The organism is Pseudomonas sp. AC532 (genome assembly GCF_979258965.1).
Genome location: NZ_OZ409888.1, coordinates 1,539,535 through 1,556,711, shown reverse-complemented (window position 1 = coordinate 1,556,711; position 17,177 = coordinate 1,539,535). Strand labels below are relative to the sequence as shown.

The window sequence follows — 17,177 nt, the reverse complement described above, 5'->3', positions numbered from 1 at the left end:
TCACTCGTCGAAGTCTTCCCAGCCGCCCATTTCCTTCCAGCGATTGACGATGCCGCAGAACAGCTCGGCAGTCTTCTCGGTGTCATAGCGGGCGGAGTGCGCTTCACGGCCGTCGAACTCGATGCCGGCGGCCTGGCACGCCTTTGCCAGCACGGTCTGGCCATAGGCGAGACCTGCCAGGCTGGCGGTGTCGAAGCTGGAGAACGGGTGGAAGGGGTTGCGCTTGAGGTCGCAGCGGGCGACGGCGGCGTTAAGAAAGCCCAGGTCGAAGCTGCTGTTGTGGCCAACCAGAATCGCGCGTTTGCAGCCATTGGCCTTCAGAGACTTGCGCAGGCCGCGGAAAATCTCGGTCAGCGCGTGCTCTTCGCTTACCGCCATGCGCAGCGGATGATCGAGCTTGATGCCGGTGAACTCCAGCGCCGCCTGTTCGATATTGGCGCCTTCGAACGGCTCGACCCGGAAGAAATGCGTGTGGTCCGGGTACAGGTAGCCACTCTCGTCCATGCCGATGGTCGTGGCGGCGATTTCCAGCAGGGCGTCGGTGGCGCTGTTGAAGCCGCCGGTCTCGACGTCGACGACCACCGGCAGGTAGCCGCGGAAACGCGCCGCCATGGGGTGGCGCGGGCCGCTGTTGCTCGGCTGCTCAAGGTCGTCTTCGTACTGTTCTTCGCTCATTGACCGGCCTCCAGCAGGCGCCAGCGCAGCGCTTCGCCTGCGCGCAAGGGGATTACCATCTGCTCGCCAAACGGCAGGCTGGCCGGGGCGTTCCAGGATTCACGCACCAGGGTGATGGTGTCGGTATTGCGCGGCAGGCCGTAGAAGTCCGGGCCGAAGTGGCTGGCGAAGGCTTCCAGCTTGTCCAGCGCGCCACGCTGCTCGAAGGCCTCTGCGTACAGTTCGATGGCCGCATGGGCGGTGTAGCAGCCGGCGCAGCCGCAGGCGTTTTCCTTGGCGTGCTGTGCGTGGGGCGCGGAGTCGGTGCCCAGGAAGAACTTCGGATTACCGCTGGTGGCCGCGTCGAGCAGCGCTTCCTGGTGCGTGTTGCGCTTGAGGATCGGCAGGCAATAGAAGTGGGGGCGAATGCCGCCGACCAGCATGTGGTTGCGGTTGTAGAGCAGGTGCTGGGGCGTGATGGTGGCTCCGACGTTGGCCGGCGCCTCCCTGACGAACTGCGCGGCATCGCCGGTGGTGATGTGCTCGAACACCACTTTCAGCGTCGGGAAGCGCTCGACCAGGCGGCGCATGTGTTCGTCGATGAACGCCTTCTCGCGGTCGAACACATCGATCTCGGCGCGGGTTACTTCCCCGTGCACCAGCAGTGGCAGGCCGGTTTCCGCCAGGGCTTCCAGGGCTCCGGTGATGGTGTCCAGGCTGGTCACCCCGGAATCGGAATTGGTGGTCGCGCCCGCCGGGTACATCTTGGCCGCGTAGACGAAGCCGCTGGCCTTGGCGGCGCGGATATCGTCGCCAGTGGTGCGGTCGGTGAGGTACAGCACCATCAGCGGTTCGAACCGGCTGCCTGCTGGCCGTGCGGCGAGAATGCGCTGGCGATAGTCTCCCGCTTCGGCGGCGTTGCGTACCGGCGGCACCAGGTTGGGCATGATGATCGCGCGGGCGAAGGTGCGGGCGACATCGGCGACGGTGTGCGGCAATACCGCGCCATCGCGCAGGTGAATGTGCCAGTCGTCGGGACGCAGCAGGGTGATGCGGTCGGTCATTGAGGCTTCCAGGCGGGGGCGAAACATGCCTGGGATGCTACCGGAAAAGGTCGACGGGGGCACGCCGCAGATCGCCACCGGGCTGCTCAAGTTTTCTGCCTCGGCACCGATACCCACAGGGAACGTTATGTTTTCCTGTGGAGCTCGTCGTGCGTCAGCCACTTTTCCTCATCATTGGATTGCTTGTCGGCACAGGTGCGAGTCTGCCTGCGGCCGCGATCAGCTTCCAGACTCGCCTGGAAAAGGCCGAGTGGCAGGTGGCGGGTGACCAGTTCGAGTGCCGCCTGAGCCAGCCGATCACCGATTTCGGTGCTGGCGAGTTCGTGCGCCGCGCGGGCGAGCAGGCGACCTTCCGCCTGCAGCCCAGGGAGCGCTGGCTGGGCAATGGCTCGGCAACCCTGCTGGCTGCAGCAGCGCCGTGGCAGCCAGGGCGCGGCGACATCAACCTCGGCGTGGTCAGTGTTGGCAGCGGCGATGTGCCGTTCAATAGCAGTCAGGAGCAGGCCGGGCGCTTGCTGACCGGGCTGCTGGAAGGCCGCAGCCCGCTGGTGCGCCATCGCAGCCCGATGAGCGGGGAGAACCTCGAGGTGCGCCTGTTGCCGGTGCGCTTTCGCAAGGCCTACGACGACTACCTCACGTGCACGGCCAAACTGCTGCCGGTCAATTTCGATCAGGTGCGCCAATCCAACATCGGCTTTCCGGGCGGCGGTACCGAGCTCGATGCCATGGCCAAGGCCAGGCTGGAGATCATCCTCGACTTCATGAAAGCCGATCCCACGGTCAATCGCATCGAACTGGATGGCCATTCCGACAATAGCGGCAACCGCCTGACCAATCGTGACCTGTCGCGCCGCCGTGCGTTGGCGGTGATGGATTACCTCAAGACCCAGGGGGTGCCTGAAGAGCGCATCGTCATGCGTTTCCATGGCGAGCGTTATCCCCTGGCGCCGAACAACACGGCCGCCAACCGTGACAAGAACCGGCGGGTGTCCGTACGCCTGGACAAGGTGCCTGAAGCCCCTGTTCAGCCTACCGAACAGGCAGCACCCGCCGAGCCTGCGACACCGGCCGCCACCTCCTGATCCTGTCGCTTCAATGCCATCGGCTGTCGCACCCCTGTAAATCGAGGCCCATGGGCAGTAGAATCACGGGCTTTCGCACAACCCGTGGAGTGGATGGCATGGCGGACGTCAAAAAGGTAGTTCTGGCCTATTCCGGTGGCCTGGACACCTCGGTGATCCTCAAGTGGCTGCAAGATACCTATAACTGTGAAGTGGTGACCTTCACCGCCGATCTCGGCCAGGGCGAAGAGGTCGAGCCGGCCCGCGCCAAGGCCAAGGCCATGGGCGTCAAGGAAATCTACATCGACGATCTGCGCGAAGAGTTCGTGCGTGACTTCGTCTTCCCGATGTTCCGCGCCAACACCGTTTACGAAGGCGAGTACCTGCTGGGTACCTCCATCGCCCGTCCGCTGATCGCCAAGCGCCTGATCGAAATCGCCAACGAGACCGGCGCCGACGCCATCTCCCATGGCGCGACCGGCAAGGGCAACGACCAGGTACGCTTCGAGCTTGGCGCCTATGCGCTCAAGCCGGGCGTCAAGGTGATCGCGCCTTGGCGCGAGTGGGACCTGCTGTCGCGCGAGAAGCTGATGGACTACGCCGAGAAGCATGCCATCCCGATCGAGCGTCACGGCAAGAAGAAGTCGCCGTACTCCATGGATGCCAACCTGCTGCACATCTCCTATGAAGGCGGCGTGCTGGAAGACACCTGGACCGAGCACGAAGAAGACATGTGGCGCTGGACCAAGTCGCCGGAAGCGGCGCCGGATGCGCCGACTTACATCGAGCTGACCTACCGCAACGGTGACATCGTCGCCATCGACGGCAAGGAGCTGAGCCCGGCTACCGTTCTGGCCGAGCTGAACCGCATCGGTGGCGAGAACGGCATCGGCCGTCTGGACATCGTCGAGAACCGTTTCGTCGGCATGAAGTCCCGTGGCTGCTACGAGACACCAGGCGGCACCATCATGCTGCGTGCCCACCGGGCCATCGAGTCGATCACCCTGGACCGCGAAGTCGCTCACTTGAAAGACGAGCTGATGCCCAAGTACGCCAGCCTGATCTACAACGGTTTCTGGTGGAGCCCGGAGCGTCTGATGCTGCAGAAGATGATCGACGCTTCCCAGGCCAGTGTGAACGGCGTTGTGCGCCTGAAACTGTACAAGGGCAATGTCATCGTCACCGGCCGCAAGTCCGATGACTCGCTGTTCGACGCCAACATTGCCACCTTCGAAGAAGACGGCGGCGCGTACAACCAGGCTGACGCGGCGGGCTTCATCAAGCTCAATGCGCTGCGCCTGCGCATCGCTGCCGGCAAGGATCGCAAGCTGCTGTAACGGCTAGCGCTCGAACCACACCGGGCCCTGCAATCGTCAGGGCTACGGTGTGTGATTTCTCTGCAAACATCACCCACGACGTACCAACCGACTGCCTTTGGCGATCTCGCTTCAGGGCGGTTTTTGTGTGGGCGTGATGATTGTCGAGGGCGCAGCTGGCCGGGCGAACGCCCAGCCGGAGGAGGCGCGAAGAATCAGGCCTTGCGAGTCAGCGACTGCTGTTCGAACTTGACGCCAGCCAGGCCGGTTTTCATCAGGGCGCGGATATTGCCATGGTCACTGCCTTCGGGCGTGGCCAGCACACTGCGGTAGTGCTCGCCAAAGCACAGCAGGGCTTCCTGATCGCTCAGGCCTTCAAGCAGGGCCAGGCCGAGGGTCTTGCAGGAGCCTTCGTTCTGGCCGGCAGCGTTCTCTACCTCGCCGTTGCGAAAGGCGCTTGGCTGGTAGTCGTAGTGCTCGGCGACAAAGGCCAGGGTTTCGGCAAAGGCGAAATGCTCGGCAGCGAGGCGTGCGCGGAAGTCGTTCAGGTGGCTCATGCGGATCCTTTCGGGTTCTTGGCGGTGAAGGCGGCCTGTTGCTCGGCACTGGCTTCGGTCTGGTACTTGGCCTTCCACTCGGCATAGGGCATGCCGTACACCTCTTCGCGGGCCTGGTCGGGCGTGATGGCGATATCCAGGTCGTCGGCCGCAGCCTTGTACCATTTGGACAGGCAGTTGCGGCAGAAGCCGGCCAGGTTCATCAGATCGATGTTCTGCACATCCGGCCGTTCGCGCAGGTGCTGAACCAGGCGGCGGTAGGCGGCGGCTTCCAGTTCGAGGCGTTCTTGGTCATTCATGGCGATGCTCTCTGGAGGGAGTGGCTGCGATGATAAGAGCCGGCACGCAGGTCGGCAACCGGGCCAGCCTGCGGTTTTTCGAAGTGTCAGCGATGGCCGGCGAGGGTGATCGACACCGACTCGGCAAAACGCAGTGCGTGGGGCTTGTCGACTTCCACTTCGGCGTAGCGCACGGCCTCGTTCACCATGACCAGGTCGAGGATCTCCTGGGTCAGACGCTCCAGCAGGGCAAAGCGGTTGCCCTCCACATGGCCGATGATGGCCTTGGTGATCGTGCGGTAGTTGAGGGCGTGGTCGATGTCGTTGTCGCGCACCGCATCCACTGCGGGATAAAGAATGGTCAGGTTGATCAGCACATCCTGCTTGTTGTTGATTTCCTCTTCCTTGATGCCGATGAACGTGCGCAGGCGCAGGTCCTTGACGCGGATGCGCGCCATGCCGGGTTCCAGTCTGGGCATCGTTACTTGCTCCGTCCGATCAGTTGCAGGAATTCATGGCGGGTATTGTAGGACTCACGAAAGGCACCGAGCATCACCGAGGTGCTCATTACCGAATTCTGCTTTTCCACACCGCGCATCATCATGCACATGTGCTGGGCTTCGATCACCACGGCGACGCCGGCAGCGTGGGTCACTTCCTCGATGGCATTGGCGATCTGGCGCGTGAGGTTTTCCTGAATTTGCAGGCGCCGCGCATACATGTCGACGATGCGCGCGATCTTCGACAGGCCGAGCACCTTGCCCGTCGGAATGTAAGCCACGTGCGCCTTGCCGATGAAGGGCAGCAGGTGGTGTTCGCACAGCGAATACAGCTCGACGTCCTTGACGATCACCATCTCGTCGCTCTCGGAGCTGAACAGCGCGCCGTTGACCACTTCTTCCAGGCTCTTCTCGTAGCCGTTGCACAGGTACTGCATGGCCTTGGCCGCGCGCTTGGGGGTGTCCAGCAGGCCTTCACGCTCGGGGTCTTCACCAACGCCGAGGAGGATTTCACGGTAGTGATTGGGCAGTAATGGGTTCATCGTCATTTATCCTCGCGGCGCCTCACTTGAGGTGGCGGCCGCCGTTCACGGTCAGGGTGGTGCCAGTGATGTACGGGTTGTCCAGCAGGTAACGCAGGCTCTGATAGACCACGTGGGGACCTGGCTCGAAGCCCAGCGCGGATTTGTTCAGGGCTTTGTTTCGGTAATCGGCGTCGTCGTCCGGGTTGAACATCAGCAGGGCGGGCGCGATGCCGTTGACCTTGATGCCGGGTGCCAGGCGCGCCGCGAAGGACAGCGTGAGGCTGTCCAGGCCCGCCTTGCTGGCGCAGTAAGCCGGGCGGTTGCCGCTGCCCTTGCGTACCACATCGTCGCTGATATGGACGATGTCCGCCTGTTCACTGCGCTGCAGCAGCGCGGCGCAATGCAGGTTGATCAGGTAGGGGGCGAGCATGTGTACGGTAAACAGTTGCTGAAAAGCTGCCGCTTCCTGGCCTGGTGTTTCCGCGAACCAGGCCGAAGCGTTGTGCACGATGGCGCGCAGGGAGTTGGTGTGGCCGCGCAGCGTGTCGATGAAGGCAAGGATGCTGGCTTCGTCGGTGAAATCGGCATGCAGGGTCAGCGCGCCCTGCGCACGCAGCGTTTCCAGCCCAGGCGTTTCGCTGCGGTAGCTGACGATCAGTGCATGGCCGTCGTCGAGCAGCCGTTCGGCGCAATACAGACCGACACGCTGGCTGGCGCCGGTAATCAGGATCGGGGCGTTGTTGACGCTCATGAGCAATTGGCCGGGGAGTGGACGGGAGGGCGCCGCCGTGAGGGCCAATGGCCCAGGCTGTGCAAAGTTATAGCAGCGGCGAAAGCTGTACAACCCTTCGTACAATGTGGGTATACAGGGCGCCAGGCCCTTGCGGGCCATGGCGGTACCGGCTCAGCGGCTGGTGGAGGGGCTGATGCGACGCAGCAGCCCTGCAGGTCGGGCGCCTTGCAGCCAGGGGGCCAGCAGGCGGGTCACCAGAGGTATGAACAGATAGGTCATCAGCGGCGTCAGGGCCAGGGTGCTGAGCAGTACCCGTGTAACCAGCGGGAGATCCGCCAGCCAGTGGCCGAACAACAGGTTGAACCCCAGGGAAACCGGGAAGAAGGCCAGCCAGATGGCGACCGTCTGCTTCCAGCGCGGCGGCTGTCGCAGGCCGCTGCCGAACCAGGCGTCGATGCCCAGCGCGCGGTGCTCGTGGGGCTGCGCAAACAGGCCCTTGCCCCGGGCCAGCCAGGCCCGCCGGGACGCAGAGTGCTCCCAGGCCGCCATGGTCTGCTCGTCGGCAAACCTGAACACCATCTGGAATTCATCGTCACCCGCAGGGGGGGCAAGAACGCCGGAGCCCAGATAGCCCGGAAAATCCGTGGCCAGTTGTTCGCCCTCGCGCAGCCAGGCGATGAAATCGTGGTAACGCCCGCTGGCAACGCGGCGCGCCACCATGAGGGTGACTGGTTCGGTAGACATCGTGTATCTCCTGCTTGGCACCTGACCCGGGTAGGGCTTAGGCGAATGCGCGGCTCGGGGTGATGAGGCGCGGCTTGGAACGCAGCAAGGATTATTCCTGTTTTCCGAAAATAAGCCAGATGTCTCGGCAGGGGAGCGTGGTAAATGGCGCAATGCCTCCATCTACAAGGGCTGAAGAAGGCTACCGTTCGTCGTCGGACGACGCCACGGAGGGTGGCCACGCTCTGATCGGAGTGATTGCAGGTGCGCATGAATACGGATAGTGCACCCTGAACGACCTGTAATCGCCTCGTTGGGACGCTGTACAGGGTTTGTATAAGTAACGGGAAGTGGCGGCAAAGGTGGAGTAAACTTGAACAATTCTGACTTAAAAGCGGTTTTTTCTATGTCCGATCTGGTTGGCACCGCGCCATTCGTTACCGCTGCGTTGAAGGAGGAAGAACTTTTCCCCATCCGCGAAGTGGCCCGTCTGACGGGGGTCAACCCTGTGACGCTGCGCGCCTGGGAAAGGCGTTATGGCCTGATCCAGCCGGTACGCACCGACAGCGGCCACCGGCTGTACTCGCCAGCCGACGTGGAGATGGTGCGCAGCGTCCTTGCCTGGATCGAGCGCGGCGTGCCGGTCAGCAAGGTGGGGCGCATCTTCGCTCGCCATGGGGCGAACGAAGCTGCGCCTGCACAGACCTACGAGTCCGCGACCTCCAACGAATGGTCGCAATACCAGACCCGCCTCCTCAATGCCGTGCAGGCGTTCGATGAAGCGGAGCTCGATCGAGTCTATGGCCAGGTGTTTTCCAGCTATCCGTTGTCGGTCACCTTTCAGGACGTGATCATGCCGCTCTGGCGCCGTCTGCTGGTGCGCTATGGCCGCCCGGGTTACGGCAGTGAGTGGCTGTTTCTCGACACCTTCCTGCGCGGGCGCGTGTTGCAAAGGCTGCGCAACCTGCGCGATCAGACCGCCGAGCGGATCCTGCTGGTCGCGCTGCCAGGCCGGTGCCGGGAGCTGGAACTGTTGGTCGCGGGGCTGCTGCTGAGTCCGCAGGATGCGGCGGTGCATGTGCTGGGCATTGGCCAGCCGCTCGACGAGTTGCCGGGCGTCTGCGGCAAGGTTCGCCCCCAGGCGGTGCTGGTGTTTTCCAATCAGGCGCCTGCCGCGGATACGCCGCGCGATCTGGAGCGCCTGGCGCTAACCCTCGAATGCCCGGTGGGGCTGGTGGGCGAGGGCGCGGACCTGCTCGAGGACACGCTGCGTGGCTCGCCGATCGCCTGCCTGGGAAGTGAAGGGCGGCTGATGCGTCAGCGCCTGCGACAGTTGCTGGCGGGGCGGCTGGACACCTGAGAACGAGGTTTCAGAGGCTGTGAAGTGGCCCGTAGAGGCTGCGATGCTGCTCGTACAGATAGTGCTGCAAGCACTTGCCGTTTTCTTCGTCCAGGGTCAGTTCATAGGCCAGCAGGCCCTCGTCGGTCACCCGCACCAGGCTGCCTTGCAGAATGATGGGCGCCTGCTCGCCAATGTCCATCGCCAGGCTGAAGCGATCCGGCGGCGAAGACTCGGCCGTCTGCGCTACCAGCAGGCCGCTTAGCGACAGTTCATGGATCAGCAGGCTGGTCGGTTGGCCGTCACGTGCCAGGAGCGCGCGCGGCGGGTCGAGCGGCAGCCGCCATGAGCGATTGAACGAGCCGTCCTCGAAAATCTGCGGCACCCCCAGTTCCAGGTGCGGGGTGTTCTGCTCGTCGGTCACCAGGTGAGGGGTGAACGTCAGGCGCTGGTTGTCGATGTGCGCCTCGATGGTCAGCTGTTCCTTGGCCGCACAGCTGGCGAGCAGCTCGGCGGTCTGCCGCGCGGCATCGACCTGCAGGCCCGGGTCGGTTTCGGCCGGGGCAGGGCTGTTTTCGGTGAGCTGTTGGATGAATTCCATTTCGAGGGGTGTTAACAACGACGAATCTTGCATGACGGCGTTCTGCGCGTGTTAAGGGCAAGAATATGACCACCAGACTCTTGTTTCGTTGCCGCTAGCGGTTTTTTTTCAGTTCGGCCAGTTCCGCTTGCAGCGCGGCCACCTCGGCCTCCAGCTTCCTGACCCGCTCCTGATTCTGGACATGTTCGCTGACGTTTTTCTGGATGCCGATGTAATAGGTCAGCTGGTCGCCCTCGTTGAATACCGGGGTGATCGACAGTTCGTTCCAGAAGGGGCTGCCGTCTTTACGGTAATTGCGAATTACCTGGCGGCACGGCTGATTGCTGCGCACAGCGTCGCGAATCAGCGCGAGCGCGGGCTGGTCACGATCGCCGGCCTGCAGGAAGCGGCAGTCCTGGTAAAGAATTTCGTCGCTGTCATAGCCCGTGAGCGCCTGGAACGCCGGGTTGGCATAGATGAGGATGTTGTCCTCGCCCTCCTGCTCGGCAACCACAATGCCGTCGTTCGAAGCGTCGATGACCAATTGCAGCAATTTGGCGCTGATCATTGCAATGCGTTCCCATCCGTTTGCGACAGTCTATCAGAGGCATGTCCGGCTGCTCAGCGGTACCTTTGTCGAAGAAACCGGTGCATGGCCAATGCGGCATAATGTCTGGCGCAGCCCCTAACATTACGGAGTTTCAATGAAAGTCGCGATCCTGTCCGGTTCGGTGTACGGCACGGCCGAAGAAGTGGCCCGTCACGCCGAAGGGCTTCTCAATCAGGCCGGTTTTCAGGCCTGGCACAACCCTCGGGCGAGCCTGGACGATGTGCTCGCGTTTGGCCCCGAGGGCTTTCTGGTGGTGACCTCGACCACCGGTATGGGCGAGCTGCCGGATAACCTGATGCCGCTGTACTGCGCGATCCGCGACAGCCTGCCCGCCTGGCGTGCATTGCCCGGTGCAGTGATTGCCCTGGGTGATTCGAGCTATGGCGACACCTATTGCGGCGGTGGCGAGCAGGTACGCGAGCTGTATGCCGAACTGGGCGTGTGCGAAGTGCTGCCCATGCTGCGTGTGGATGCCAGTGAAAGCGTGACCCCCGAGCAGGACGCCGAACCCTGGCTCGCCGAGCTCATCGATGTGCTGCGTGACCCTCACCGTTCGTCCTGCTGAGCGAACGATGTCGAATTGCCGCTGGTCGGGTATAGGGAGCGCTGGTTTCATTGATGAAGGCAGTGAACTCTCCACCAACCTGGACGAAGGTGACGACAATGAACTCGATGAAAATACCTGCTCTCATACTCAGCGGCCTGCTGGCCGGTGCCGTGCTGCCTGCCGTGGCGGACTCCAGTGCTCCGGCGCCCGGCACCACTACGCCGACAACGCCTTCAGCTCCGGGAACTCCGCCTACCGATAATGGCACCCTGAATCCAGGTACCGGCACGCCTGGGCCGGGAACCGACGGCAGCAGTACTGTGCCAGGTACCGGAACCGGTAGCGGCAATGGCACTGGTGCAGGCTCCGACCCGATGCCAGGTGGTACCGGCACCAATGGTGGCGGCACAGGCACCGGGACCGGAACGGGCACCGGAACAGGTACCGGAACAGGTGGTAGCGGCACTGGTGGTGCGGGCGGCGCCGGTGGTTCCGGTGGCGCTGGTGGCGGCAGCTGACCAGCCGTTGACTGGGCGAGCATTCTGGCAACTGGCTGGAATGCTCGACCGATTACAGGCGGCCAGCCCCAGGTCGCCTTTAGCGGTCGCGTCCGATGCCGTACTTGCGCAAGCGCGTGGCAATGGCGCTATGTGAGGTGTTCAGACGTGCAGCGAGCTGTCGCGTCGACGGGTGGCTCGCATAGAGTTTTTCCAACAGATCCTTCTCGAATGCCGATACGGCTGCTTCCAGGCTGCCCACTTCCGCGCCCGGCTGCGGGGCGACGGCAGTGCCGGCAATGTCCAGATCGCCTACCTGCACCAGGTTGCTTTCGCAGATAGCGGCTGCTCGAAATATCACGTTCTGCAACTGGCGCACGTTGCCCGGCCAGCCATTGCCCAGCAGCGCCGGGTAGGTGTCAGGGGTCAGGCGGCATTGAGTGCGCTGAATTTGCGCACAGGCGTGCTGCATGAAATGCCGGGCCAGCAGCAGGATGTCCTGGCCGCGTTCGCGCAGCGGCGGTACTTGCAGGTTGAGCACGTTCAGGCGATAGAACAGATCCTCGCGAAACGCCCCTTCGCTGACCATCTTTTCCAGGTCGCGGTGCGTTGCGCTGATGATGCGCACGTTGACCCGTTCCTCTCGGTCACCGCCTACCCGGCGAAAGGTGCCATCACTGAGAAAACGCAGCAGCTTGGCTTGCAGGTAGGGCGACATTTCTCCGATTTCGTCGAGAAACACGGTGCCCTGGTTGGCCAGTTCCAGCAGGCCTGGCTTACCGCCGCGCTGGGCGCCAGTGAATGCGCCTGGGGCATAGCCGAACAGCTCGCTTTCGGCGAGGCTCTCCGGCAGCGCAGCGCAGTTGAGTGCCAGGAACGGCGCGCTGTGCCGGGTGCTTAGCGCATGGCAGGCGCGTGCCACCAACTCCTTGCCGGTACCGGTTTCGCCATGGATCAATAGTGGCGCGTCGAGTGTGGCGACTCGCTGCGCGCGGGCCTTGAGAGTCCGGATGGGCAGCGAGTCGCCGAGCAGCGAATCGAAGCCTTCGGCGTGGTCGTGGTGCAGTGCGGCCAGGCGAGCACCGATACGGCTGGGTTCGTAAAGGGTCAGTAGCGCACCGGCCAGCTGGCCGGTTTCGGCGGTTTCGCTGATGGGCGCGGCATCGAGCAGCAGTGCCTGGCCGTTCAGCGTCACCTCGCGCAACGGCAGGCGCAAGTGCTGATCGAGCAGGGCCTGCTGCAGGTCCGCCTCGCCAAACAGTTCGCCAAGCGCCTCGCCTTCGGGCTCGCGGCCACACAGGGCGATCAGCGCGGGGTTGGCGAGCAGCACCCGGCCGTCTCCGTCGACCGCCAGCACCGGATCGCTCATCGCCGCCAGCAGCGCATCGAGCTGCAAGCGTCGGCGTTGTCCTGGAAGGATGTCGACCACGGTCACCGCCTGGACCCCGCGCACCTTGAACAACGCTTCGCGCAACTCATCGAGCACCGCGGCGCTGAGCGTGGGCGCATCGATGTAGACATTGGGCGGCACCATCTCTACGGCGTCCAGGTTGAGATTGCGGCCGCCCAGCAGGGCGAGCACTTCCTGGGTGATGCCGACGCGATCGATAAACGTGACGTGAATGCGCATGTGTGGCCGGGTAGCGAAAGATCGGTGGCGCAGTATGCCCGGTCTGCCCCCTGAGGTTAATCGGTACGAATCGTTAACCTGATCGTAACGATAGGGCGCCGCGCTTGATTGATCAGGCGAATGGGCACTTCCACTGTGTCTTCACGACAGCGGAACTCGTGGAGTCTTCAATGACAACAATATCCCCACCGCCGCAGTGGTCGCGCCGCCGTGCCGAAAAGGCCCGGCGTCTCGATCAGGTGCGTGCCTTCGCCGATGGCGTAGTCCTGCCGGGCGACAAGATCGTCGCCGCGCTCGAAGCGCTGATCGCTTCGGGCGACCGGGTGGTGCTGGAGGGCAACAATCAGAAGCAGGCTGATTTCCTGTCCCGCTCGCTGGCGCAGGTCGACTCTGGTCGTTTGCACGATCTGCACATGATCATGCCGAGCGTCAGCCGCGCCGAGCACCTTGACCTGTTCGAACGTGGTATCGCCCGCAAGCTCGACTTCTCCTTCGCCGGGCCGCAGCGCTTGCGCATCAGCCAGTTGCTCGACGACGGCCTGCTCGAGGTGGGTGCCATCCGTACCTACATCGAGCTGTATTCGCGCCTATCAGATTGTGGCGCAGATCAGCGGCGGCCAACAAATCAGCCGCAGGTGATGCGCTCGATCACTTCGGCTTCGCTGATGTCGATGTTCAGGCGCTGCGAATCGTAGTCCAGGGTCACCATGTCGCCGGGCGACAGCACGCGTGCGGTGCGGGCGCCGGAGCGTTCACGGGCTTGCTCGACGAGGTCTGCGGTAGCCACCTGGCCCAGCAGGTTCTGCGCGCCTTCGGCGCTGCATTTACCGTCGCTGTTGGCGGGTTTCGAGGCCTGGGTGGGCGCTGTGTCGGTCGAGCTGCAGCCGGCGAGCAGGGCGAGCAGAGCGGCGCCGCCAATCAGGTGTTTGAAAGCCATTGCATGATCCTTGTATCTGAAGGGTTCACTGTGAAGTGCGTGAGTGTGCCGTGTATCGGACTGCCTTGTCGTGCCCGTGTTCCGAATTCGGTGCAGGCGGCAATGAGTCGGCGAAGGCTGTAGGGCGCTGTCGGTGGCGCTGCAGCCACCGGGTTTGCTGGCGGCGCGCAAGTCGCTGAGCGAGCTGCAATGGGGCGCCGCCGCCGAGCGGGCAGCACGAGCGGTAGCATTTCTTTACAATGACCGACTGTTTCCAGGATCAAGGCAACGCCGTGCAATCGGTCATTTCCATTCAGCAATTAAACAAAACCTACGCGTCCGGCCACCCGGCGCTGAAATCCATCGACCTGGACATCCACAAGGGCGAGATCTTCGCGCTGTTGGGGCCCAACGGTGCGGGCAAGACCACGCTGATCAGCATCATCTGCGGCATCGTCAATCCGGGTAGCGGCTCGGTGACGGTCGGCGGTCACGACATCCTGCGCGATTATCGGGCGGCCCGCTCGAAGATCGGTCTGGTGCCTCAGGAACTGTTCAACGAGGGCTTCGAGAGTGTCTGGGCAGCGGTGCGCTTCAGCCGCGGGCTGTTCGGCAAGGCGCCGAACAACGCGTATCTGGAGCAACTGCTGCGCGACCTGTCGCTTTGGGAAAAGAAAGATGCGCGCATCTTCGAGCTGTCGGGCGGCATGAAACGCCGGGTGATGATCGCCAAGGCGCTGTCCCACGAACCCGAGATTCTGTTTCTCGACGAGCCGACCGCCGGCGTCGACGTCGAACTGCGCCGCAACATGTGGGAAATGGTGCGCAAGCTGCGCGAGCGCGGCGTGACCATCATCCTCACCACCCACTACATCGAGGAAGCCGAGGAGATGGCCGACCGCATCGGGGTGATCCGCAAGGGCGAGATCATCCTCGTGCAGGACAAGGACACGCTGATGCGCCAGCTCGGCAAGAAACAACTGACCCTGCACCTACAGCAGCCGTTGAGCGAATTGCCGCCGGCGCTGCAGCGCGATGACCTGCAGTTGCGTGACGACGGCCATGAGCTGGTTTACAGCTTCGACGGCCAGCAGGAGGACACCGGCATCGCCGCGCTGCTGCAGGCGCTGGCGCAGCACGGCATCGCCTTCAAAGATCTGCAGTCGAGCGAGAGTTCGCTGGAAGATATTTTCGTCAGCCTGGTTTCAAGCCGATGAGAGGCTACTGCACTCGGCTATGCCGCGTTAAAACCCGGCTCGGCCTGCTCATGTACCGCGCGTACACTGCGCGGCCTCGCCTGGTTTTGCCTTGCCTAGCCTTCGCTCGCTACGCCTCTCAACGACCTGAAATGGAGTGCCGGCCATGAATTTCTACGCGATCCGCGCCATCTACCTGTTCGAACTGGCGCGAACCTGGCGCACCCTGCTGCAGAGCATCGCCACCCCGGTGATCACCACCTCGCTGTATTTCGTGGTGTTCGGCTCGGCCATTGGCTCGAGCATGACCCAGGTGCACGGCGTCAGCTACGGCGCCTTCATCATCCCCGGGCTGATCATGCTGGCGCTGCTGACCGAGAGCATCTCCAACGCCTCGTTCGGCATCTACATGCCCAAGTATTCCGGGACCATCTACGAAGTGCTGTCGGCGCCGATTTCCTACCTGGAAATCCTCCTCGGCTACGTCGGTGCAGCGGCCACCAAGTCCATCGTGCTCGGTTTGATCATCCTCGCCACGGCGCGACTGTTCGTCGATTTCGAGATTCTCCATCCCTTTTGGATGCTCGCCTTCCTGGTGCTGACGGCGCTGACCTTCAGCCTGTTCGGCTTCATCATCGGCGTGTGGGCCGATGGCTGGGAGAAGCTGCAGATCGTTCCGGCGCTGATCGTCACGCCGCTGACCTTCCTGGGCGGCAGCTTCTACTCGATCAGCATGCTGCCACCGGTGTGGCAGACGGTGACCTTGTTCAACCCGGTGGTCTACCTGATCAGTGCGTTTCGCTGGAGCTTCTATGGCGTGTCGGACGTCAATGTGCTGGTCAGCCTGGGGATGATTCTCGGCTTCCTGCTGGCGTGCATTCTCACCGTCGGGTGGATTTTCAAGACCGGCTACCGCCTGAAGAGCTGATGTTGCGGCCCTGCGCACGCGGCGGCGGCGCAGGGTTGGGCAGCGCCGCGCTTTCATGCCATTATCCGGCGCAGAAGAATGCCGAGAATGCCCATGCTGGACGAGCTACTCCAACGTGTACGCGACTACAGCCCGCGCTTCATGGAAACCCAGGAGGGCTTCCCAGAAGCGGCGGTGCTGGTGCCCATCACCCGCAGCGACGAGCCGGAGGTGGTGCTCACGCTGCGTGCCAGCGGGCTGTCCACCCATGGCGGCGAAGTCGCCTTTCCGGGTGGGCGCCGCGACCCGGAAGACCGTGACCTGATCGACACCGCCTTGCGTGAAGCCGAGGAAGAGATCGGCCTGCCGCCCGGGCTGGTGGAAGTCGTGGGGCCGCTCAGCACGCTGGTGTCGCGCCACGGTATCCAGGTAACGCCCTATGTCGGCGTGGTGCCGGATTTCGTCGACTACCAGGCCAACGATGGCGAGATCGCCGCGGTGTTTTCCGTGCCGCTGGTGTTCTTTCGTGATGACCCCCGCGAGGTTACCCACCGTATCGACTACCTCGGGCACAGCTGGTACGTGCCGAGCTATCGTTACGGCGAATACAAGATCTGGGGGCTGACGGCGATCATGCTGGTCGAGCTGGTCAACCTGGTTTATGACGCCGGTATCGACATGCGTCGCCCGCCCGAGCAGTACATTCACCTCACCTGAGCCCGGCTCCGAGACCCTCGCCATGAAATACCGCCTGGGCAATGCCCGCGTCGAGCAGCATCCGCAAAGCTGGGTCGCCCCCAATGCCACCCTCATCGGCAAGGTGCGCCTCGAGGCGGGCGCCAGCGTCTGGTTCGGCGCAGTGCTGCGCGGTGACAACGAGCTGATTCATATCGGCGAGAACAGCAACGTGCAGGACGGTGCGGTGATGCACACCGACATGGGCTCGCCGCTGACCCTCGGCACAGGCGTGACCGTCGGCCACAACGCCATGTTGCACGGCTGCAGCGTGGGCGACTACAGCCTGGTCGGCATCAATGCGGTGGTGCTCAACGGCGCGCGCATCGGCAGGTACTGCATCATCGGCGCCAATGCGCTGATCGCCGAGGGCAAGGAGATTCCCGACGGTTCACTGGTGGTGGGCTCGCCCGGCAAGGTGGTGCGCGAACTCACCGAGCAGCAGAAGAAACTGCTCGAAGCCAGCGCCGCGCACTATGTAGAGAACGCCCGGCGCTACGCCGCCGAGCTGACCGAGCAAGACGAATGATGCACACCACGGAACGCCCCGTCGCCTCGCCCTGCGTGCATGTGTGCGCGCTGGACGAAGAGGATATCTGCATCGGGTGCCAGCGCAACGTCGACGAGATCACTCGCTGGAGCCGCATGGATAACGACGAGCGTCGCCAGGTGCTGGTGGTCTGCCATGAGCGTGCACGGGACAAGGGCATCCTGCTCTAGCAAGCTGTTCACGATTTATCAGCGGTTTTCGCCGGATATAGTCGCAAACCGTGAGGCGCAAGGCTGCCTGTAGATACCGCCTTGATCGTT

The 17,177-nt window shown here is 63.3% G+C and carries 21 protein-coding genes and 1 pseudogene; 10 read left to right on the top strand and 12 right to left on the bottom strand.

Features of this window, described 5'->3' with window-relative positions:
• Together rnt and pyrC are read right to left on the bottom strand one after the other, a co-directional pair.
• Positions 1-675: a ribonuclease T gene (rnt, locus tag ACZ0AV_RS07470; RefSeq protein ID WP_499150447.1), complete on the bottom strand. Its 675-nt coding sequence runs from the start codon at positions 673-675 to the stop codon at positions 1-3.
• Positions 672-1,718 carry a dihydroorotase gene (pyrC, locus tag ACZ0AV_RS07465; RefSeq protein WP_499150446.1) on the bottom strand — a complete coding sequence of 349 codons (1,047 nt, stop codon included), beginning with the start codon at positions 1,716-1,718 and terminating at the stop codon, positions 672-674. Before pyrC ends, rnt begins: the two co-directional genes overlap by 4 nt.
• A gap of 149 nt (positions 1,719-1,867) precedes the next feature.
• Here pyrC and ACZ0AV_RS07460 point away from each other — a divergent pair, with 149 nt between their 5' ends.
• Positions 1,868-2,800, top strand: a complete 933-nt coding sequence (locus ACZ0AV_RS07460; protein WP_499150445.1) for a flagellar protein MotY — start codon at positions 1,868-1,870, stop codon at positions 2,798-2,800.
• 98 nt (positions 2,801-2,898) lie between these two features.
• Entirely contained in the window at positions 2,899-4,116 is a 1,218-nt protein-coding gene (locus ACZ0AV_RS07455) for an argininosuccinate synthase (protein ID WP_499150444.1), read from the top strand.
• A 194-nt stretch (positions 4,117-4,310) separates the two neighbouring features.
• On the opposite strand, the gene ACZ0AV_RS07450 is transcribed toward ACZ0AV_RS07455, so the two are convergent.
• The 6 genes from ACZ0AV_RS07450 to ACZ0AV_RS07425 all read right to left on the bottom strand — a co-directional run bounded on the left by ACZ0AV_RS07450 (position 4,311) and on the right by ACZ0AV_RS07425 (position 7,431).
• Positions 4,311-4,652 (bottom strand): HopJ type III effector protein, encoded by a 342-nt coding sequence (locus ACZ0AV_RS07450; protein WP_499150443.1) that lies wholly within the window; start codon positions 4,650-4,652, stop codon positions 4,311-4,313.
• Positions 4,649-4,951, bottom strand: coding sequence for a DUF1244 domain-containing protein (locus ACZ0AV_RS07445; protein ID WP_499150442.1), 303 nt, complete (start codon positions 4,949-4,951; stop codon positions 4,649-4,651). The genes ACZ0AV_RS07450 and ACZ0AV_RS07445 overlap by 4 nt, the downstream gene beginning before the upstream one ends.
• A gap of 86 nt (positions 4,952-5,037) precedes the next feature.
• Positions 5,038-5,409 carry a dihydroneopterin triphosphate 2'-epimerase gene (folX, locus tag ACZ0AV_RS07440; RefSeq protein WP_073265483.1) on the bottom strand — a complete coding sequence of 124 codons (372 nt, stop codon included), beginning with the start codon at positions 5,407-5,409 and terminating at the stop codon, positions 5,038-5,040.
• Positions 5,410-5,411: 2 nt separating this feature from the next.
• Positions 5,412-5,972, bottom strand: coding sequence for a GTP cyclohydrolase I FolE (gene folE, locus ACZ0AV_RS07435; RefSeq protein ID WP_499150441.1), 561 nt, complete (start codon positions 5,970-5,972; stop codon positions 5,412-5,414).
• Between the two features lie 22 nt (positions 5,973-5,994).
• Positions 5,995-6,705, bottom strand: a complete 711-nt coding sequence (folM, locus tag ACZ0AV_RS07430) for a dihydromonapterin reductase (RefSeq protein ID WP_499150440.1) — start codon at positions 6,703-6,705, stop codon at positions 5,995-5,997.
• A gap of 153 nt (positions 6,706-6,858) precedes the next feature.
• Positions 6,859-7,431 (bottom strand): antibiotic biosynthesis monooxygenase, encoded by a 573-nt coding sequence (locus ACZ0AV_RS07425; protein WP_499150439.1) that lies wholly within the window; start codon positions 7,429-7,431, stop codon positions 6,859-6,861.
• Positions 7,432-7,816: 385 nt separating this feature from the next.
• Here ACZ0AV_RS07425 and ACZ0AV_RS07420 point away from each other — a divergent pair, with 385 nt between their 5' ends.
• Complete coding sequence (locus ACZ0AV_RS07420; RefSeq protein ID WP_499150438.1) at positions 7,817-8,770, top strand: MerR family transcriptional regulator; 954 nt, start codon at positions 7,817-7,819, stop codon at positions 8,768-8,770.
• Between the two features lie 10 nt (positions 8,771-8,780).
• Here the strand turns inward: ACZ0AV_RS07420 and ACZ0AV_RS07415 are convergent, their stop codons facing one another.
• Positions 8,781-9,368: a hypothetical protein gene (locus tag ACZ0AV_RS07415; RefSeq protein ID WP_499150437.1), complete on the bottom strand. Its 588-nt coding sequence runs from the start codon at positions 9,366-9,368 to the stop codon at positions 8,781-8,783.
• 76 nt (positions 9,369-9,444) lie between these two features.
• Positions 9,445-9,897, bottom strand: a complete 453-nt coding sequence (locus tag ACZ0AV_RS07410; protein ID WP_499150436.1) for a PAS domain-containing protein — start codon at positions 9,895-9,897, stop codon at positions 9,445-9,447.
• A 136-nt stretch (positions 9,898-10,033) separates the two neighbouring features.
• Here ACZ0AV_RS07410 and ACZ0AV_RS07405 point away from each other — a divergent pair, with 136 nt between their 5' ends.
• Entirely contained in the window at positions 10,034-10,504 is a 471-nt protein-coding gene (locus tag ACZ0AV_RS07405) for a flavodoxin (RefSeq protein ID WP_499150435.1), read from the top strand.
• Between the two features lie 579 nt (positions 10,505-11,083).
• Here ACZ0AV_RS07405 and gcsR read toward each other — a convergent pair.
• Positions 11,084-12,613, bottom strand: a complete 1,530-nt coding sequence (gcsR, locus tag ACZ0AV_RS07400) for a transcriptional regulator GcsR (RefSeq protein ID WP_499150434.1) — start codon at positions 12,611-12,613, stop codon at positions 11,084-11,086.
• Positions 12,614-12,783: 170 nt separating this feature from the next.
• Here gcsR and ACZ0AV_RS07395 point away from each other — a divergent pair.
• Positions 12,784-13,203: pseudogene (locus ACZ0AV_RS07395) on the top strand (malonate decarboxylase subunit alpha); the annotation flags it as partial.
• Positions 13,204-13,238: 35 nt separating this feature from the next.
• Here ACZ0AV_RS07395 and ACZ0AV_RS07390 read toward each other — a convergent pair.
• Positions 13,239-13,550, bottom strand: a complete 312-nt coding sequence (locus ACZ0AV_RS07390; RefSeq protein WP_499150433.1) for an I78 family peptidase inhibitor — start codon at positions 13,548-13,550, stop codon at positions 13,239-13,241.
• Between the two features lie 272 nt (positions 13,551-13,822).
• Here ACZ0AV_RS07390 and ACZ0AV_RS07385 point away from each other — a divergent pair, with 272 nt between their 5' ends.
• The 5 genes from ACZ0AV_RS07385 (at position 13,823) to ACZ0AV_RS07365 (ending at position 17,087) form a co-directional block, all read left to right on the top strand.
• Positions 13,823-14,746, top strand: coding sequence for an ABC transporter ATP-binding protein (locus tag ACZ0AV_RS07385; protein WP_499153322.1), 924 nt, complete (start codon positions 13,823-13,825; stop codon positions 14,744-14,746).
• A 145-nt stretch (positions 14,747-14,891) separates the two neighbouring features.
• Positions 14,892-15,653, top strand: a complete 762-nt coding sequence (locus ACZ0AV_RS07380) for an ABC transporter permease (protein WP_042552012.1) — start codon at positions 14,892-14,894, stop codon at positions 15,651-15,653.
• 93 nt (positions 15,654-15,746) lie between these two features.
• Positions 15,747-16,349, top strand: a complete 603-nt coding sequence (locus tag ACZ0AV_RS07375; protein ID WP_499153321.1) for a CoA pyrophosphatase — start codon at positions 15,747-15,749, stop codon at positions 16,347-16,349.
• Between the two features lie 22 nt (positions 16,350-16,371).
• On the top strand, positions 16,372-16,896 hold the full coding sequence (locus ACZ0AV_RS07370; RefSeq protein WP_499150432.1) for a gamma carbonic anhydrase family protein: 525 nt from the start codon (positions 16,372-16,374) through the stop codon (positions 16,894-16,896).
• The gene (locus ACZ0AV_RS07365; RefSeq protein ID WP_499153320.1) at positions 16,896-17,087 is read left to right on the top strand and encodes a DUF1289 domain-containing protein; all 192 of its coding nucleotides are present in this window, start codon (positions 16,896-16,898) and stop codon (positions 17,085-17,087) included. Before ACZ0AV_RS07370 ends, ACZ0AV_RS07365 begins: the two co-directional genes overlap by 1 nt.
• The last annotated feature ends 90 nt before the right edge of the window (positions 17,088-17,177 follow it).

What these genes read in the sequence shown, in the direction of transcription:
- rnt (WP_499150447.1), bottom strand. Translation starts at nt 675, where the DNA reads ATGAGCGAAGAACAGTACGAAGACGACCTTGAGCAGCCGAGCAACAGC.
- pyrC (WP_499150446.1), bottom strand. Translation starts at nt 1,718, where the DNA reads ATGACCGACCGCATCACCCTGCTGCGTCCCGACGACTGGCACATTCAC.
- ACZ0AV_RS07455 (WP_499150444.1), top strand. Translation starts at nt 2,899, where the DNA reads ATGGCGGACGTCAAAAAGGTAGTTCTGGCCTATTCCGGTGGCCTGGAC.
- ACZ0AV_RS07450 (WP_499150443.1), bottom strand. Translation starts at nt 4,652, where the DNA reads ATGAGCCACCTGAACGACTTCCGCGCACGCCTCGCTGCCGAGCATTTC.
- ACZ0AV_RS07445 (WP_499150442.1), bottom strand. Translation starts at nt 4,951, where the DNA reads ATGAATGACCAAGAACGCCTCGAACTGGAAGCCGCCGCCTACCGCCGC.
- folX (WP_073265483.1), bottom strand. Translation starts at nt 5,409, where the DNA reads ATGCCCAGACTGGAACCCGGCATGGCGCGCATCCGCGTCAAGGACCTG.
- folE (WP_499150441.1), bottom strand. Translation starts at nt 5,972, where the DNA reads ATGAACCCATTACTGCCCAATCACTACCGTGAAATCCTCCTCGGCGTT.
- folM (WP_499150440.1), bottom strand. Translation starts at nt 6,705, where the DNA reads ATGAGCGTCAACAACGCCCCGATCCTGATTACCGGCGCCAGCCAGCGT.
- ACZ0AV_RS07425 (WP_499150439.1), bottom strand. Translation starts at nt 7,431, where the DNA reads ATGTCTACCGAACCAGTCACCCTCATGGTGGCGCGCCGCGTTGCCAGC.
- ACZ0AV_RS07420 (WP_499150438.1), top strand. Translation starts at nt 7,817, where the DNA reads ATGTCCGATCTGGTTGGCACCGCGCCATTCGTTACCGCTGCGTTGAAG.
- ACZ0AV_RS07410 (WP_499150436.1), bottom strand. Translation starts at nt 9,897, where the DNA reads ATGATCAGCGCCAAATTGCTGCAATTGGTCATCGACGCTTCGAACGAC.
- ACZ0AV_RS07405 (WP_499150435.1), top strand. Translation starts at nt 10,034, where the DNA reads ATGAAAGTCGCGATCCTGTCCGGTTCGGTGTACGGCACGGCCGAAGAA.
- gcsR (WP_499150434.1), bottom strand. Translation starts at nt 12,613, where the DNA reads ATGCGCATTCACGTCACGTTTATCGATCGCGTCGGCATCACCCAGGAA.
- ACZ0AV_RS07390 (WP_499150433.1), bottom strand. Translation starts at nt 13,550, where the DNA reads ATGGCTTTCAAACACCTGATTGGCGGCGCCGCTCTGCTCGCCCTGCTC.
- ACZ0AV_RS07380 (WP_042552012.1), top strand. Translation starts at nt 14,892, where the DNA reads ATGAATTTCTACGCGATCCGCGCCATCTACCTGTTCGAACTGGCGCGA.
- ACZ0AV_RS07375 (WP_499153321.1), top strand. Translation starts at nt 15,747, where the DNA reads ATGCTGGACGAGCTACTCCAACGTGTACGCGACTACAGCCCGCGCTTC.
- ACZ0AV_RS07370 (WP_499150432.1), top strand. Translation starts at nt 16,372, where the DNA reads ATGAAATACCGCCTGGGCAATGCCCGCGTCGAGCAGCATCCGCAAAGC.
- ACZ0AV_RS07365 (WP_499153320.1), top strand. Translation starts at nt 16,896, where the DNA reads ATGCACACCACGGAACGCCCCGTCGCCTCGCCCTGCGTGCATGTGTGC.